Annotated in this window: 16 protein-coding genes and 1 tRNA gene; 12 read left to right on the forward strand and 5 right to left on the reverse strand. The window is 67.4% G+C overall.

The features are described 5' to 3' along the window. Positions 1-76: 76 nt before the first annotated feature. The 8 genes from gabT to HNP48_RS28765 all read left to right on the forward strand — a co-directional run bounded on the left by gabT (position 77) and on the right by HNP48_RS28765 (position 8,408). Positions 77-1,369 (forward strand): 4-aminobutyrate--2-oxoglutarate transaminase, encoded by a 1,293-nt coding sequence (gabT, locus tag HNP48_RS28730; protein WP_184863724.1) that lies wholly within the window; start codon positions 77-79, stop codon positions 1,367-1,369. A gap of 16 nt (positions 1,370-1,385) precedes the next feature. Then, positions 1,386-2,483, forward strand: coding sequence for an ABC transporter ATP-binding protein (locus HNP48_RS28735; protein WP_184863725.1), 1,098 nt, complete (start codon positions 1,386-1,388; stop codon positions 2,481-2,483). A 72-nt stretch (positions 2,484-2,555) separates the two neighbouring features. After that, positions 2,556-3,587, forward strand: a complete 1,032-nt coding sequence (locus tag HNP48_RS28740; RefSeq protein WP_184863727.1) for an ABC transporter substrate-binding protein — start codon at positions 2,556-2,558, stop codon at positions 3,585-3,587. Positions 3,588-3,618: 31 nt separating this feature from the next. Continuing rightward, positions 3,619-4,887 (forward strand): ABC transporter permease, encoded by a 1,269-nt coding sequence (locus tag HNP48_RS28745; RefSeq protein WP_184863729.1) that lies wholly within the window; start codon positions 3,619-3,621, stop codon positions 4,885-4,887. A 36-nt stretch (positions 4,888-4,923) separates the two neighbouring features. Beyond that, complete coding sequence (locus HNP48_RS28750; RefSeq protein WP_184863731.1) at positions 4,924-5,742, forward strand: ABC transporter permease; 819 nt, start codon at positions 4,924-4,926, stop codon at positions 5,740-5,742. A 154-nt stretch (positions 5,743-5,896) separates the two neighbouring features. Further along, positions 5,897-7,375 (forward strand): NAD-dependent succinate-semialdehyde dehydrogenase, encoded by a 1,479-nt coding sequence (locus HNP48_RS28755; RefSeq protein ID WP_311773870.1) that lies wholly within the window; start codon positions 5,897-5,899, stop codon positions 7,373-7,375. Positions 7,376-7,525: 150 nt separating this feature from the next. After that, a complete protein-coding gene (locus tag HNP48_RS28760; RefSeq protein WP_184863733.1) occupies positions 7,526-7,882 on the forward strand; it encodes a hypothetical protein in 357 nt (118 codons plus the stop codon). A gap of 172 nt (positions 7,883-8,054) precedes the next feature. Continuing rightward, positions 8,055-8,408: a hypothetical protein gene (locus tag HNP48_RS28765; protein ID WP_184863735.1), complete on the forward strand. Its 354-nt coding sequence runs from the start codon at positions 8,055-8,057 to the stop codon at positions 8,406-8,408. Between the two features lie 7 nt (positions 8,409-8,415). On the opposite strand, the gene HNP48_RS28770 is transcribed toward HNP48_RS28765, so the two are convergent. The 4 genes from HNP48_RS28770 to HNP48_RS28785 form a co-directional block, all read right to left on the reverse strand. Then, positions 8,416-9,576, reverse strand: a complete 1,161-nt coding sequence (locus HNP48_RS28770; protein ID WP_184863737.1) for an ROK family protein — start codon at positions 9,574-9,576, stop codon at positions 8,416-8,418. A gap of 74 nt (positions 9,577-9,650) precedes the next feature. After that, entirely contained in the window at positions 9,651-10,883 is a 1,233-nt protein-coding gene (locus HNP48_RS28775; protein ID WP_184863739.1) for a YeeE/YedE family protein, read from the reverse strand. A gap of 73 nt (positions 10,884-10,956) precedes the next feature. Continuing rightward, positions 10,957-11,934 carry a sulfurtransferase gene (locus HNP48_RS28780; protein WP_184863741.1) on the reverse strand — a complete coding sequence of 326 codons (978 nt, stop codon included), beginning with the start codon at positions 11,932-11,934 and terminating at the stop codon, positions 10,957-10,959. 180 nt (positions 11,935-12,114) lie between these two features. After that, positions 12,115-13,128, reverse strand: coding sequence for an alpha/beta hydrolase (locus HNP48_RS28785; RefSeq protein ID WP_184863743.1), 1,014 nt, complete (start codon positions 13,126-13,128; stop codon positions 12,115-12,117). 123 nt (positions 13,129-13,251) lie between these two features. Here HNP48_RS28785 and HNP48_RS35720 point away from each other — a divergent pair, with 123 nt between their 5' ends. The 4 genes from HNP48_RS35720 (at position 13,252) to HNP48_RS28805 (ending at position 15,292) form a co-directional block, all read left to right on the forward strand. Further along, positions 13,252-14,115: an AraC family transcriptional regulator gene (locus HNP48_RS35720; protein WP_221480385.1), complete on the forward strand. Its 864-nt coding sequence runs from the start codon at positions 13,252-13,254 to the stop codon at positions 14,113-14,115. A gap of 59 nt (positions 14,116-14,174) precedes the next feature. After that, positions 14,175-14,756 (forward strand): DJ-1/PfpI family protein, encoded by a 582-nt coding sequence (locus HNP48_RS28795; protein WP_184863744.1) that lies wholly within the window; start codon positions 14,175-14,177, stop codon positions 14,754-14,756. A 61-nt stretch (positions 14,757-14,817) separates the two neighbouring features. Further along, complete coding sequence (locus tag HNP48_RS28800) at positions 14,818-15,183, forward strand: ribbon-helix-helix domain-containing protein (protein WP_184863746.1); 366 nt, start codon at positions 14,818-14,820, stop codon at positions 15,181-15,183. Positions 15,184-15,218: 35 nt separating this feature from the next. Further along, a tRNA-Gly gene (locus tag HNP48_RS28805) sits at positions 15,219-15,292 on the forward strand. Between the two features lie 60 nt (positions 15,293-15,352). On the opposite strand, the gene HNP48_RS28810 is transcribed toward HNP48_RS28805, so the two are convergent. Further along, positions 15,353-15,847, reverse strand: coding sequence for a CesT family type III secretion system chaperone (locus HNP48_RS28810; RefSeq protein WP_184863748.1), 495 nt, complete (start codon positions 15,845-15,847; stop codon positions 15,353-15,355). Between the last annotated feature and the right edge of the window lie 5 nt (positions 15,848-15,852).

Genomic DNA, 15,852 nt, shown 5'->3' on the forward strand with positions numbered 1-15,852 from the left:
GGACGGTCTGCGCCACGGATTCCAGAATTCTCTCCATTCCTACTTTCATGCGCCTGACCCGCAAGAGACCACCGCCATGCAGAACGACCGCCATTTCACCAACGCCGCCCTTCTCGCCCGCCGCCACGCCGCCGTCGCACGCGGCGTGGGCCAGGCCCACGAGATCTTCGTGCAGAAGGCCCGCAACGCCGAGCTGTGGGACGTGGAAGGCCGCCGCTACATCGACTTCGCGGGCGGCATCGCCGTGCTCAACACCGGCCACCTGCACGCCGGCGTGGTGGCCGCGGTGAAGGCCCAGCTGGACCTGTACACCCACACCTGCTTCCAGGTCGTGGCCTACGAGCCCTATGTGGAGGTGGCCGAGCGACTGAACACCCTGGCGCCCGGCGCCTTTGCCAAGAAGACGCTGCTGCTCACCACAGGCGCCGAAGCGGTGGAAAACGCCATCAAGATCGCCCGCGCCCACACCGGCCGCCCCGGGGTCATCGCCTTCACCGGCGGCTACCACGGCCGCACGAACATGACGCTGGGCCTCACGGGCAAGGTTGCGCCCTACAAGATCGGCTTCGGCCCCTTCCCGGGCGAGGTCTACCATGCCCTGTTCTCGAACGCCCTGCATGGCGTGAGCGTGCAGGACGCGCTGCACTCGGTGGAGCTGCTGTTCAAGAACGACATCGAGCCCCAGCGCGTGGCCGCCTTCATCCTGGAGCCCGTGCAGGGCGAAGGGGGCTTCTACATCGCCCCGCCCGAATTCATCAGCGGCCTCAAGGCATTGGCCGACCGCTACGGCATTTTGCTGATCGCCGACGAGGTGCAGACCGGCGCCGGCCGTACCGGCACCTGGTTCGCCTGCGAGCAATGGCCCGTGGCGCCCGACCTGATCACCACCGCCAAGTCGCTGGCCGGCGGCTTTCCGCTGGCCGGCGTGGTGGGCCGCGCCGAGGTGATGGATGCCCCCGCCCCCGGCGGCCTGGGCGGCACCTACGCCGGCAGCCCCGTGGCCTGCGCCGCGGCCCTGGCCGTGATCGAGGCCTTCGAGCAGGAAAAGCTGCTGGCACGCAGCCAGGATATGGGCGCCCAGCTGGTGCGCGGACTCAAGGACATGGCGGCCAAGGTGCCGGCCATCGGCGACGTGCGCGGGCTGGGCGCCATGGTGGCCATCGAGCTGTTCGAAGCGGGCGACAAGGCCCGCCCCGACGCCGACCTCACGAAGAAGGTGGTGGCCGAAGCCGCGCGCCGCGGCCTGATCCTGCTGTCGTGCGGGACCTACGGCAATGTGGTGCGCATCCTGGTGCCGCTCACGGCGTCCAACGAGCTGCTCGACGAAGGCCTGGCCATCCTGGCCGACAGCTTCGCGGCCGTGGCCTGATCCCGTGGCGACCCCCATGGCCTCCGACGAACCCCTGGTCCGCTTCAGCGGCGTGCAAAAGAGCTACGACGGCGAACAGCTGGTCGTGCGCTCGCTGGACCTGGACATCCACCGCGGCGAGTTCCTGAGCCTGCTGGGCCCGTCCGGCTCGGGCAAGACCACCACGCTGATGATGCTGGCCGGGTTCGAATCGCCGACCTCGGGCGACATCCTGCTCGATGGCCGCCAGATCACCGGCACACCGCCGCACAAGCGCAACTTCGGCATGGTGTTCCAGAACTACGCGCTGTTCCCGCACCTCACCGTCGAGCAGAACGTGGCCTACCCGCTCACCGTGCGCAAGGTGCCCCGTGCCGAGCAGCAGGAGCGCGTGCGCAAGGCGCTGGACATGGTGCGCCTGGCCGGCATGGGCGAGCGCCTGCCCGCACGCCTGTCGGGCGGCCAGCAGCAGCGCGTGGCGCTGGCCCGCGCCCTGGTCTTCAACCCCCAGCTGGTGCTGATGGACGAGCCCCTGGGCGCGCTGGACAAGCAGCTGCGCGAGCACATGCAGATCGAGCTCAAGGAGCTGCACCGCCAGTTGGGCGTGACTTTCGTGTACGTGACGCACGACCAGGGCGAGGCCCTGACCATGAGCGACCGCGTGGCCGTATTCAACGAAGGCGTCATCCAGCAACTGGCCAGCGTGGAAGACCTGTACGAAAGCCCGGCCAACCGCTTCGTGGCCGGCTTCGTGGGCGACAACACGGTGCTCAGCGGCACCCTGCAGGGCACGGGCGATGGCACGGCGATCCAGATGCCCGGGGGCTACCTGCTGCCGGGCGTGAACGTCAACGGCGCCACCCTGGGCAGCCGGGTGCAGGCCTGCGTGCGGCCCGAGCGCATCGTGCTGCACCCCTATGCCGCCTACCCGCGCGGCTCGGCGATCCCCGCGGCCGTGACACGCTCGATCTACTACGGCGACCACCTGCGCCTGATGTGCGACCTGGGCCATGGCCAGGAGCACGCCACCGTGAAAGTGGCCCTCACCCATTCCGACGCATCGGCCTATCCCCAACCGGGACAGAACGTGCTGCTGGAGTTCCCGCCGGAGTCCACCCGCATCTATGCGATGTGAGCCCCCGGTCCTGTCCTTTTTGTCCTTTTTCCGTTCGTTCTCCCTTCCACCTCCTTCCAAGGAAACCGCACCATGAAAAAGAGCCTGATCGCCGGCGCAACCCTTGCTGCCTGCATGGCGCTGCCCAGCTTCGCGCAGCAGCAGATCACCGTCGTCAACTTCGGCGGCGCCAACGCCAATGCCCAGAAGAAGGCCTTCTACGAGCCCTATGAGAAGGCCGGCAACAAGCTGGTGGCCGTGGAATACAACGGCGAGCAGGCCAAGATCAAGGCCATGGTCGAGACCAAGAAGGTGACCTGGGACGTGGTGGAGGTCGAGTCGCCCGATGCCGCGCGCGGCTGCGACGAAGGCCTGTTCGAGCAGCTCGACTACAGCAAGATCGTGGACAAGGCCGACCTGCTGCCCGCGGCGGTCAACGAGTGTGCGGTGGGCATCTTCGTGTGGTCCACCGTCATGGCCTACAACGGCGACAAGCTCAAGACCCCGCCCAGCAGCTGGGCCGACTTCTTCGACACCAAGAAGATCGCCGGCAAGCGCGGCATGCGCAAGGGCGCGCGCTACAACCTGGAATTCGCGCTGCTGGCCGACGGTGTGAAGCCCGGTGACGTCTACAAGGTGCTGGCCACCAAGGAAGGGGCGGACCGCGCCTTCAAGAAGCTGACCGAGCTCAAGCCCAGCATCCAGTGGTGGGAGGCCGGCGCCCAGGCGCCCCAGTTCCTGGTGGCCGGCGACGTGGTGCTGACCACCGTGTTCAACGGCCGCATCGACGCGGCGAACCGCGAAGGCCGCAATCTCAAGATCTTCTGGCCGGGCGGCATCTACGACCTGGACTACTGGGCCATTCCCAAGGGCACGCCCAACAAGGATGCGGCCGTGAAGTTCATCGCCTTCACCATGCAGACGGCCCACCAGGCAGCCTACGCACAGAACATCGCCTACGGTCCGGCCAACACCAAGGCCCTGGCCCAGCTGGACAAGAAGGTGCTGGACGACCTGCCCACCTCGGCCACCAACGCCAAGGAAGCACTGCAGTTCAGCGTGGGCTTCTGGGCCGACCAGGGCGAGGCGCTGGAGAAGCGCTTCGCCGCCTGGGCCACCCAGTAAACCGCAGGCCACCGACGCAATGCAGGACACCATGCACCCAGCCACCCTCGCCGTCCCCCGTGCTGCATCCGCACCGGACGCCCTTGACCCCGGCGCCCTGCGCAAGGCCCTGTCGCGCGCGGAGGCCCGGCGCAAGTGGCGCGCCTTTGCGCTCACGCTGCCCCTGCTGGTGTTCCTGCTGCTCACCCTGCTGGTTCCCATCGCGGCGCTGCTGCAGCGCGCCATCGAGAACCCCGAGGTGGCCAACACCCTGCCGGCCACCATCTCGGCGCTGGACGGCTGGGACCGCCATGAAGCCCCCGGCCCGTCGGCCTATGCGGCCCTGGTGCAGGACCTCGCGCGCCTGCCCGACAGTGCGGACGCTGGCGCGCTGGCGCGGCGGCTCAACTCCGACGTGCCCGGCGCACGCTCGCTCATCATGGGCGCCTACCGCGCGCTGCCCCTGCAGGGCACGCCCGAGTCCATCCGCGAACAGCTGGTCGGCAAGGACGCGCGCTGGGCCGAGCCCCCGCTGTGGCGGGCCATCGCGCGCAACGGTGCGCGCTGGACCCCGGACTACCTGCTCGCCTCGGTGGACCTGCAGCGCGACGCCATGGGCCAGGTGGAGCGCATGCCCGAGCAGCAGCGCGCCTTTGGCGCCATCCTGCTGCGCACCTTCCATATCAGCCTGGTGGTCACGCTCATCTGCCTGGCCGTCGGCTACCCGCTGGCCTGGTGGCTGGCCTCGCTGCCGGCCCGCTCGGCCAACGTGCTGATGATCCTGGTGCTGGTGCCGTTCTGGACTTCCATCCTGGTGCGCGTGGCCGCCTGGATCGTGCTGCTGCAGTCCGAAGGCCTGGTCAACCGCGGGCTGATGGGCCTGGGCCTGGTGAACGAGCCCCTGGCCCTGCTGTTCAACCGCACGGGCGTGGTGATCGCCATGGTGCACATCCTGCTGCCCTTCATGATCCTGCCGCTGTACAGCGTGATGAAGAGCGTGCCACCGAGCTACCTGCGCGCCGCCGTCTCGCTGGGCAGCCATCCGCTGGCGGCCTTCCTGCGCGTCTACGTACCGCAGACCTACCCGGGCATCGGCGCGGGCGCGCTGCTGGTGTTCATCCTGGCCATCGGCTACTACGTCACGCCGGCGCTGCTGGGCGGCGCCGACGACCAGATGCTCAGCTACTACATCGCCCGCTACACCAACGTTGAAGTCAACTGGGGCATGGCCTGCGCGCTGGGCGCGGTGCTGCTCACAGCCACCCTGGTGCTGTATGGCGTGTACCGCCGCATCGGCAAGGCCGAGCTCAGCCTGGGCTGACCCCGAGCGTCCCGACACCACCGCAGAACCCCCACCATGTTCCGACTGCCCGAATTCCCCCGCTACACCACGCTGACCGACAAGGCACTGTGGTGGCTGCTGCGCGCCCTGTGCGTGGCCGTGCTCGTCTTCCTGCTCGCGCCCATCCTGGTGATGGTGCCGCTGTCGTTCTCGGAAAGCTCCTTCCTGGCCTATCCGATCCACGGCTGGTCGCTCAAGTGGTACCGCAACCTGTTCGAGTCGGCCGAGTGGGCGCGCGCCACGCGCAACAGCTTCATCGTGGCCCCCGCGGCCACACTGATCGCCACCGTGCTGGGCACGCTGGCGGCAGTGGGCCTGTCGCGTGCGGATTTCCGCTTCAAGGGCCTGCTGATGGGCGTGCTCATCGCGCCGATGGTGGTGCCGATCATCGTGGTCGGCGTGGCCACTTACCTGTACTTCGCACCGCTGGGCCTGGCCGACAGCTATGCGGGCCTGGTCATCGTGCACGCCGCGCTGGGCGCGCCCTTCGTGCTGACCACGGTGCTGGCCACGCTGGCCGGCTTCAACCACAACCTCGTGCGTGCCTCGCTGAGCCTGGGCGAGACACCGCTGCGCACCTTCTTTCGCATCACGCTGCCGGTGATCGCGCCCGGCGTGATTTCGGGTGCGCTGTTCGCCTTCGCGACCTCGTTCGACGAGGTGGTGGTCACACTGTTCCTGGCCGGGGCCGAGCAGGCCACGCTGCCGCGCCAGATGTTCACCGGCATCCGCGAAAACATCTCGCCCACCATCGCCGCCGTGGCCACGCTGCTCATCCTGTTCACCACCAGCCTGCTGCTGGTGCTCGAATGGCTGCGCGGGCGCAAGGCCTGACCCCCTCACAGGTCCTCTCTACAGGCGCAAACCACTGATACACCCGAGACACCCACGCCCACTCCATCAGGACTAAGCTTGGCTGCGCGGCGGTGTACCCGCCTTTCCCGGACTTCCTCCCTCCAGTTCACCACTTCCACAGCGAGACAACACCATGGACATGAAGACCTCCCCCCTCTCCCTGCTCAATGACCCCAGCCTGCTCAAGACCGATGGCCTCATCAACGGCCAGTGGGTGGCGGGCAGCGGCCGCTTTGACGTGAACGACCCGGCCACGGGCTTGAAGCTCGCGGACGTGGCCAACCTGGGCCCGCAGGATGCCGAGGCCGCCATTGCCGCCGCCAACGCCGCCTGGCCGGCCTGGCGCACCAAGACGGCCAAGGAACGCAGCACCATCCTGCGCAAGTGGTTCGACCTGCTCATGGCAAACCAGGACGACCTGGGCCGCCTGATGACCGCCGAGCAGGGCAAGCCCCTGCCCGAAGCCAAGGGCGAGGTGGCCTACGGCGCGAGCTTCGTGGAATGGTTTGCCGAGGAAGCCAAGCGCATCAACGGAGAAACCCTGCCCCAGTTCGACAACAACCGCCGCCTGCTGGTGCTGCGCCAGCCCATCGGCGTGTGCGCGGCCATCACGCCTTGGAACTTTCCCCTGGCCATGATCACGCGCAAGGTGGCCCCGGCCCTGGCCGCGGGCTGCCCGGTGGTCATCAAGCCGGCCGAGCTGACACCGCTGACCGCGCTGGCGGCCGCCGAGCTGGCGATCCGCGCGGGCATCCCGGCCGGGGTGTTCAACATCCTGCCGGCCGACAGCGCCAACTCGATTGCCATCGGCAAGGTGCTGTGCGCGAGCGACGTGGTGCGCCACATCAGCTTCACGGGCAGCACCGAAGTCGGCCGCATCCTGATGGCGCAGTCGGCCCCCACGGTCAAGAAAATGTCGCTGGAGCTGGGCGGCAATGCGCCCTTCCTGGTGTTCGACGACGCCGACATCGACTCCGCCGTGGAAGGCGCCTTCGCCAGCAAGTACCGCAACGCCGGCCAGACCTGCGTGTGCACCAATCGCTTTTATGTGCAGGAAGGCGTGTACGACGAGTTCGTCGCCAAGTTCGCGGCCAAGGTCAAGACGGCCAAGGTGGGCAACGGCTTCGAGGACGGCGTGAACCAGGGACCGCTGATCGAGGAAGCGGCGCTTGAAAAGGTGCAGCGCCATGTGGACGACGCCCTGGCCAAGGGCGGCAGCGTGGTGGCCGGCGGCAAGCGCCTGGCAGGCCAGTTCTTCGAGCCCACGGTGGTGGCCAATGCCACGCCCGACATGCTGTGCGCGCGCGAGGAGACCTTTGGCCCCTTCGCCCCGGTCTTCAGGTTCAAGACCGAGCAGGAGGCCATCGACGCCGCCAATGCCACCGAGTTCGGCCTGGCCAGCTACTTCTACACGCGCGACGTGGGCCGCATCTTCCGCGTGAGCGAGGCACTCGAATACGGCATGGTGGGCGCGAACGTGGGCCTGCTGGCCACCGAGCATGTGCCGTTTGGCGGTGTCAAGCAGTCGGGCCTGGGCCGCGAGGGCTCGCACCATGGCATCGACGACTATGTGGAAATCAAATACCTGTGCATCGGAGATGTTCAGAAATAAACAGCTGAACCCACGGAAGGCAGGGCAAAATCCCTGCACTCAGCCGACATGCACGAGCAGCCCCCACGGGGGCTGCTTTGCTTTTCATCCATCAGAGGCGCGCATTCCGAGCGTGCCCACCGGCTGCGCACACCGAGGGAACCCACCCACATGAAAGCCTTGATCCTTGCACTGCTGACCGCAGCGACTTCCGCCGCGCACGCACAAGCACTGGAAGTCTTCGAATCCCACGGCAACATGCACTACGCCATGGTGCCCACCGACAAGGCGCGCGACACCCAGTACATGGAAAGAGCGGCCTACAAGTTCTGCCAGGACCAGAACAAAGGCAGCTGCCGCGTGATGATCTGGTCCGACAGCCTGGACAAGCCCACAGGCAACCCCTTCCATACACGCTACGATGAGAACAAACTGGCCGAGTACATGCGCAATTACAGTGGCATCGCCGATGGCATCCGTTTCAATTGCAAGCTCGTGACCACCGCCAGCCGCTGCTACCAGCAGTGAGCGGCCGGCGATGGCCGGTGGACAATTCGTCCAGTCGGGCAGCACTGCACCCATGCAGAATCCCCGAGGCCGGCCGGCCACCGTGCGCAGCCCACAGGGGGTTGCGCGCATCCATCACCGCGGCACGTGGCACCTTGCCCGCCGGCCACGTGCACACTGGAGAGAACCCACCATGAAAGCCTTGATCCTTGCGCTGCTGACCGCAGCAACCGCCGTTGCCCACGCCCAGACGCTGGACGTCTTCGAGACCCACGGCAATACGCACTACGCCATGGTGCCGACCGACAAGGCGCAGGACACCGACTACATCGGTCGCGCGGCCTACAAGTTCTGCGCCGACCAGAACAAGGGTTCCTGCCATATCAAGGTCTGGTCCGACAGCCTGGACAAGCCCACGGGCCAGCCCCACCACACCCGCTACAACGACAACCAGCTTGCCGACTACACCCATGGGCCCATGGGCGTCAGTGCCACCCTCTTCAACTGCAAGATCGTGAAGAGCGCGAGCCGCTGCTACCAGCGCTGAAGGCGCTTCATTCCTGCCCCGGCGCATCGCGCCGGTTGGTGAAGCTGGCATTGCCCAGCCCCGTGCCCACGGTGAGGATGGCCCAGCGCTCCACGTCGTTGGTGAAAGGCATCTCCGAGAGGCCCTGCACCACGGCGTCGTTGTGCAGGCAGACCTGGGTGCGGCCATCGCCGATGTGCGGCAAACGCTCGCACAGGTCGCGCGGCAGATGAAAGCGCGTGCTCTCCCAGTTGCCCGGCAGGTTCTGCGTGCCGCCGGCGAGCGAACCGTCCTCCACGATCAGCCCGGGGCAGGCCACGCCGATGTACGGGGCCAGGCGGATCTCCTTCTTCTCCGCGTAGGCGATCAGATCCTCGAGGATGGTTGCAATGCCCTCCACCAGCTCGTCGCGCTTGGGTTCGTCGTCGGCATGGGCCCATTTCTCGCGGCGCGGCACCTCGGCCAGCGACATGTCGGGCGCCTTGTGCAGGTGCGTCTGGACGATGCCGCAGCGCACATTGGTGCCGCCGATGTCCACCGCCAGGATGGCGTCGTAGCTCTGCAGCAGGGCCGGCGGCGCCAGGTGCACCCAGCCGATCAGGCCGCCCTCGTCCGCATGGTGGTGCAAGGTGCGCAGTTCCACGGGCACCTTCTCGGATTGGAGGATCTTGCCGGCGCGCGCGATGGCCATGCCGCCGACTTCACTCTGGTGAAAGCCCCCGCCGATGATGATGCGCTCCACGCCCTTCCAGCTCTTGTGCTGGAGAAAGCGCTGCACCACATGGGCCAGCTGCAGCGCATAGTCCTCGGTGGCCGCTGCTATGGCCTGGGCGGCGATGCCGTCCTTCTCCAGCATGGCATCGAGTTGGTGCTTGCTCAGCTCACGCGTGGATTTGCGGCCCATGGGGTCCTTGCCATCCATGGCAGTGAACAGCTTGCGCCAGGCGTCGAGCATGTGGCGAAAGGCCGTGCGGCTGGCCACATCGCCCACAAAGCCGTCGCCATCGCGCAGCTCCAGGCTGTAACCCTCGATGACGACCGAGGCCAGGCGCATGTCGCCATGCGGGCCGACGATGCCCAGCTCGCGCTGGGCCCGGGCCTCCTTTTCCTCGCGCGCAGCGCTGGGCTTGGCGGCCTCGGCCTTCTTGTGGGCTTTCTTCGTGTCTTTTTCCTTGTCCTTGGATGCCATGCAGTCCCTCGTGCGATGAAGGCCCGCCGACGGGGCCATCGCTGCATGGTGCCGCAGCCGGCGCGCAACCAGCGTCAGCCAATGCCTTGAGATGGCCCCACGGTGCTCAGGGCCGCCTTGGCGCGCAAGCCAGCCCACACGGCGAAGAACAAGGCCGCCGCAAACACCCAGCCCGACAGGGCCCCGGCCATGCCGCCCGAGAGCAGTGTGCCAATGGTGCAGCCCAGCCCCGTCATCGCGCCCCAGCCCAGCAGCACGCCGCCCGAGAGCCCGCGCACGGCATCGCGCCAGGTGGGCCAGCGCGGGGCAAACTGGCGGCTGGCCAGTGCGGCGATGAAGGCCCCGGCCACCAGCCCGGCCAGCAGCAAGGCGTTGGGCGTGAGCCAGGTGGACTGCGGCGCGGTGGCGCAACCGGCAAAGCCGTCGAGCCCGTCGAGCCGCTCGGGGATCCATCCCCAGCCTTGCGCCCATTGGCGCGCCGCACTGCCCAGCGTGGCCGTCACGCCCAGCGGGCGCATGCGCACAATGGCCAGCGCACCGATGAGCCCCACGGCCAAGCCGCCCACCCAGTAGCTCCAGCGGCCGGCCCACAAGCGCCGCCACACGGCGCCCAGACCGGGCACGCGGGTCGCTGGAGCCCCCTCCTTGATGGCCTCGCGCGCAAAACCACGCCACAGCCAGGCCGCCACGGCCGCCAGCACGGCCAACTGCACCAGCAGCGCGCCACCATAGCCCAGGTGCGCGGGCAGCCAGACCACGGGCGCATCGGCCACGCTCTGGCTGTACAGGCCGTTCCAGGTCTTGAACCCCAGGATGAAACCCAGGGCCGATCCCAGCAATGCGAACGGCGACACGGCCGAACCTTCGGCCAGCCGGTACCAGTGCGCGCTGATGCACGAGCCAGAGACCACCATGCCTGCGCCGAAGGACAGGCCGGCCGCCACCAGCACCCAGCTCACCGGGCCGATGTGCATGTCCGGCGGCAGCTTGCCCGGCTGCGGCACCGGCAGCCAGCCCCCCAGCACCACGGTGTAGCCCACCAAGCCCACCGCCAAGGCCAGCACAATGGCCAGCAGGCCGCGCGGGTTGCCGCCCTCGAACCAATCGCGTGCATGGCAGTAAAAGCAAAAGCGCGAGCGCTGCAGCACCAGGCCCAGCACGGCACCGGTCACCAGGGCGAACACCAGCGTGCGGCCACCGGCCTGGGTTTCGATCCAGCGCGTGGACAGGGCCAGTGCGGCCAACAGTGCCACGGCGGCGGCAGGGGAAAGGTAGTGTCGAAGTGGATGCTGGTGTGTCGTCGCCATGGGCTGCCAAAAAAAAAGCCCGCCGAAGCGGGCTGTAAATGAGACCCCCTACCAAAAAACGCTGTGTGCCCGGCTACTTGGCGGCCCAGACGGTGCCGGCCGGGTTGTTGATGGGCACGCCCACGGCGTTGCCGTATTCGGTCCACGAACCGTCGTAGTTCTTCACGCTGTAGCCCAGGATCTTGGACAGCGCGAACCAGGTGTGGCTGGAGCGCTCGCCGATGCGGCAGTAGGTGATGACCGGCTTGCTTCCGTCGATGCCCACGTTGGCATAGAGCTTCTTCAGGTCCTCGACCGACTTGAAGGTGCCGTCTTCCTTGACCGCCTGGCCCCAGGGCACATTGGCCGCGCCGGGGATATGGCCGGCGCGGATGCTCAGCTCGGGCACACCGGCCGGTGCAAAGATCTTGCCGGAGTATTCATCGGCCGAGCGGATGTCCACCAGCTTGGCATTGCTCTTGCCCTCGGCCGCGGCCAGGGTGTCGGTGAGGCGTGCACGCAGCTGCGTGTTGACCTGTGCGACCTTGTAGCTGGTGGCAGCGAACTCGGGCACGCGGTTGTTCAGCGGCTGGTTCTCGGCCTCCCACTTCTTGCGGCCGCCATCGAGCAGCTTGACGTTCTTCACGCCGTAGATGTCGAACACCCAGGCGCCCCAGGCGGCAAACCAGTTGTTGGTGTCGCCGTAGAGCACCACGGTGGTGTCCTGCGCTATGCCGGCCTTGGACAGCAGTGCCTCGAAGGCTTCCTTGCCGACGATGTCGCGGCGCACCTTGTCGTTGAGGTCCTGGTGCCAGGAGAAGTTCACGGCACCGGGCACGTGGCTGCGTTCGTACAGGCCCGGGTTCACGCTGACCTCGACGATGCGCACCTGGGTGTTGTCCAGGTTCTGCGCCAGCCATTCGGTGCTGACCAGCGGGCCCGCCGGGATGGGCGTGGCGGCCCACACGGCTGCCCCGCCGAACACCATGCCGGCACCCAGGACCCATGCGCCGAGGCGGCGGCCCAGCGACTGGGTGGGGTGGATCGTCGTCGTGTGCTGTGGCTGGCTCATGCGGGTCATCCTTTCATTCGGGTGGCCGGTGCTGCAACCGTTGCGGCAACCGATGGAAGGAATTTAGGGGCACCCCGCCCGCAGAGGAACAAAGCAAAACGCGCTTGGATATGCGAAAAAGGCGCGAGCATGGCCGCACGGACCGAATGGGATTGGCCGGCCCGCGCGCGCCCCGGCCGCTCAGCGCAGGCGCAACTTGAGTTCCTCACTGGCCTGGTGCAGCGCCGCGCGCGTCGCTGGGAGGTCGGCCAGCGCGTTGAGCAGGCCGAAGTCGTGGATCATGCCGTTGTAGCGCGTCACGACCACGTTCACGCCCGCTGCGTCGAGCTTGCGCGCATAGGCCTCGCCTTCATCGCGCAGCACGTCCTTCTCGGCCGTCTGGATCAGCGCGGGCGGCAGGCCCTTGAGCTGTTCGGGCGTGGCCAGCAGCGGCGAGGCGTAGATCTGCTGGCGCTGCTGGGGATCCGTGGAATAGGCATCCCAGAACCACTTCATCATGCCTTTGGTCAGGAAGTGGTCGTTGGCGAACTCGTCATAGGAAGCATTCTCGAAGTTGGCGTTGGTCACGGGCCAGAACAGCACCTGCGCGCGCAGCGCGGGCGTGCCCTTGGCCTTGGCCATCAGCGCCACGGCGGTGGCCATGTTGCCGCCCACACTGTTGCCCACGATGGCCAGGCGCTTGCCATCCACCTGGATCTGCGCGCCGTTCTCGGCCACCCACTTGGTGGCGCCATAGATCTCGTTGATGGCCACGGGGTAGCGCGCTTCGGGCGACGGCGTGTAGTTCACGAAGATGGCAGCGGCGCCGGAGTCGGCCACCAGGTCGCGCACGAAGCGCTCGTGCGTGGGGAAATCCCCCAGGATCCAGCCGCCGCCGTGCACGAAGACAAAGGCCGGCAGCACGCCCTTGGCGCCGGCCGGGCGCACGATGTGCAGGGCGATGGGTTTGCCATCGACGGTGATGGTCTTTTCGCTGACATCGGCAGCGGGCAGCCGCGCGCCCTTTTGCGCGCCCACGAGCACCTGGCGCGCCTCGGCCGGCGACAGGGTTTCGAGCGGCTGGCCACCGCCCTTGGCCAGGGCTTCGAGAAAGGCCTGGGTATTGCGCTCGACCCCGGGGCTGCCGGCGGCCAGGGACAGGGTGGACGCCAGGGCCAGGGCGGAAGCGGCGACGAGATGGTGCTTGAACTGCATGGTGTGGATCCTTGGTGGAGTAGCGGGTGGAATGGACTTGCCGTGGAGGCAGAACGAACTTTAGGCCCCGCATCGAAACTATTAATCACTTAAAATTTCAAATACTTGATTGAAAGTATTGAATTGAACACCTCCTGCCCTGACCGTCTCGATGCCTTGCTGCAGCATTTCCCGATCCGGGCGCGCATGTTCCAGGCCGGCGCGCTGTGCGGCATCACGGACTTTGCGGGCGCTGGCGAGGGTGGCCAGATGCACCTGGTGCGGGCCGGGGCGATGGAGCTCATCCACCCCGGGCGCCCCGCGCTGCGGGTGGAGGAGCCGAGCCTGCTGTTCTACCCACGCCCCATGGCCCGCCGCTTCGTCACCGACGCCGAGCGCGGCGCCGACCTGGCGTGCGCGGAGGTGCGCTTCGAGGGCGGTACCGACAACCCCTTTGTGGCCGCGCTGCCCGACTTCATCTGCCTGCCCCTGGCCCGGATCGACGGTGCAGAACGGGTGCTGGCCGTGCTGTTCGAAGAGGCCTTCGGCAGCAACTGCGGCCGCCACGCGCTGATCGACCGGCTGTTCGAGGTGGTGGTGATCCAGTTGCTCAGGCAGGTGATGGAGGACGACCAGGTGCAGGGCGGCATGCTGGCCGGGCTGTCGCACCCGCGGCTGCGCCGGGCGCTGGTGGCCATGCACGAGCGCCCTGCGCAGGATTGGCCGCTGGAGGCCCTGGGCGAGCTGGCGGGCATGTCGCGCAGCGTGTTCGCCAACACCTTCCGCGACGTGGTGGGCTGCACGCCGGGCAGCTACCTGCAGGGCTGGCGCGTGCGGCTCACGCAGCAGGCGCTGCGCCAGGGCCGGCAGCTCAAGATGATCGCGGTGGACGTGGGCTATGGCAGCGAGGCGGCGCTGTCGCGGGCTTTCAAGTCCCAGTGCGGGGTGACTCCACGGGAGTGGCGCCAGGCCAGGGCCAACGCCGATGCACCTGTAGTAGCCGGCTAACACCCATCGCTGCCAGCGCCGCCCAACAATGCGCTCTCCCAACCCCCAAGGAGACAAAGATGGCGGCAAAAAAGATACTCATGCTGTGCGGCGACTACTGCGAGGACTACGAGACCATGGTGCCTTTCCAGGCACTGCTGGCCGTGGGCCACACGGTGCATGCGGTGTGCCCGGACAAGAAGGCTGGCGACCACATCAAGACGGCGATCCACGACTTCGAGGGCGCGCAGACCTACAGCGAAAAGCCGGGCCACAACTTCACGCTCAACGCCACGTTTGCCGGCCTGGAGGTGGCCAGCTATGACGCCCTGGTGATTCCTGGCGGCCGCGGCCCCGAATACCTGCGCACCTACCCGGCCGTGGTGGCGGCGGTGAAGCATTTCTTCGACACCAACAAGCCCGTGGCCGCCGTGTGCCATGGCGCGCAACTGCTGGCCGGTGCCGGCGTCCTCAAGGGCCGCACCTGCTCGGCCTACCCGGCCTGCCGGGCCGAGGTGGAGCTGGCAGGTGGCACCTATGCCGAGATCGCCATCGACGCCGCAGTGACCCAGGGCAACCTGGTGTCGGCCCCGGCCTGGCCGGCGCACCCGGCCTGGATCGCGCAGTTCCTGGCGCTGCTGGGCACGCGCATCAGCTTGTAAACCGATTTGACGCGGTCAGAACGGCCCCCGATGATAGAGGCCGTTCTGAAAGGCTCGCACCATGTGCCAGGTATTCATCAGCGCCGACCCCACCCTGTACGAAAGCCGCGCCCGCTCGGTGCGGCTGCACGGGGTGGCCACCAGCATCCGGCTCGAAAACCTGTTCTGGCAGGTGCTCGGCGAGATCGCCCGGCGCGACGGCATGGGCGTGCCCCAGTTGTGCACGAAGCTGTACGACGAGCTGGTGGCCGAGCGCGGTGAGGTGGAGAACTTCGCCTCCTTCCTGCGCGTGTGCTGCGGCCGCTACATGGCCTTGCAGCTGTCGGGCGGCATACCGCAGGATGCGTCCATTCCCATCCGCAGCCTCAATGCCCAACAGGTGCTGGCCACCGAGGGGCGCCGCACGGTGCTGGCACAGGCGGCATAGCACCACCCGGCTCTGCCCCTATAATCCGGCGCAACGCGGGTGTAGTTCAATGGTAGAACGGCAGCTTCCCAAGCTTCATACGAGGGTTCGATTCCCTTCACCCGCTCCAAAACGCCAAAAGCCGGCCCTGCAAGAATGCGGAGCCGGCTTTTTTGTTGGCGAATGGCCGTTAAACCCGCACCATGAAGGCGTTGAAGGACGCGGGCTCCACCGCCAGCACTGGCGCCTTGACCGCTGGGGCCTGCGGCACGCCTGACTGCTCATCGCGCAGGCGCGCCTTCCACGCCACAGCGGCTTCCAGAAGGTTGCCCACCACGCGCTCGAACACGGTGGCATCGGAATGCGCTACCACCAGCGGGTACTGCAGGACGATGCGCTCATGGGTCTCGTCCAGCGCAAAGGTCGCGCCCTGGGTCTCCAGGGCAAAGAGGTTGCGGGCCAGCAGTTGGCGGAAGACAGCGCCCTGCTCCATGCCCTGCGACAGCTGCAGCACGGGCACATAGAGGTGCAGCACCGGGCTTTGTTCGGGCAGTTCCATGAGCAATTCGATGTCATCGCCATAGCGCAGCGCGACGCCGCCCTGTTCGTCCAGGCCCAGGCCATCGATACCGGCCTTGGCGGCCAGCCCGGCCAGCCATTGGTTCACCACGGTCGCTTCATTCATGCTCA

Source organism: Acidovorax soli, from assembly GCF_014207955.1.
Classification (GTDB): domain Bacteria; phylum Pseudomonadota; class Gammaproteobacteria; order Burkholderiales; family Burkholderiaceae_C; genus Acidovorax; species Acidovorax soli_A.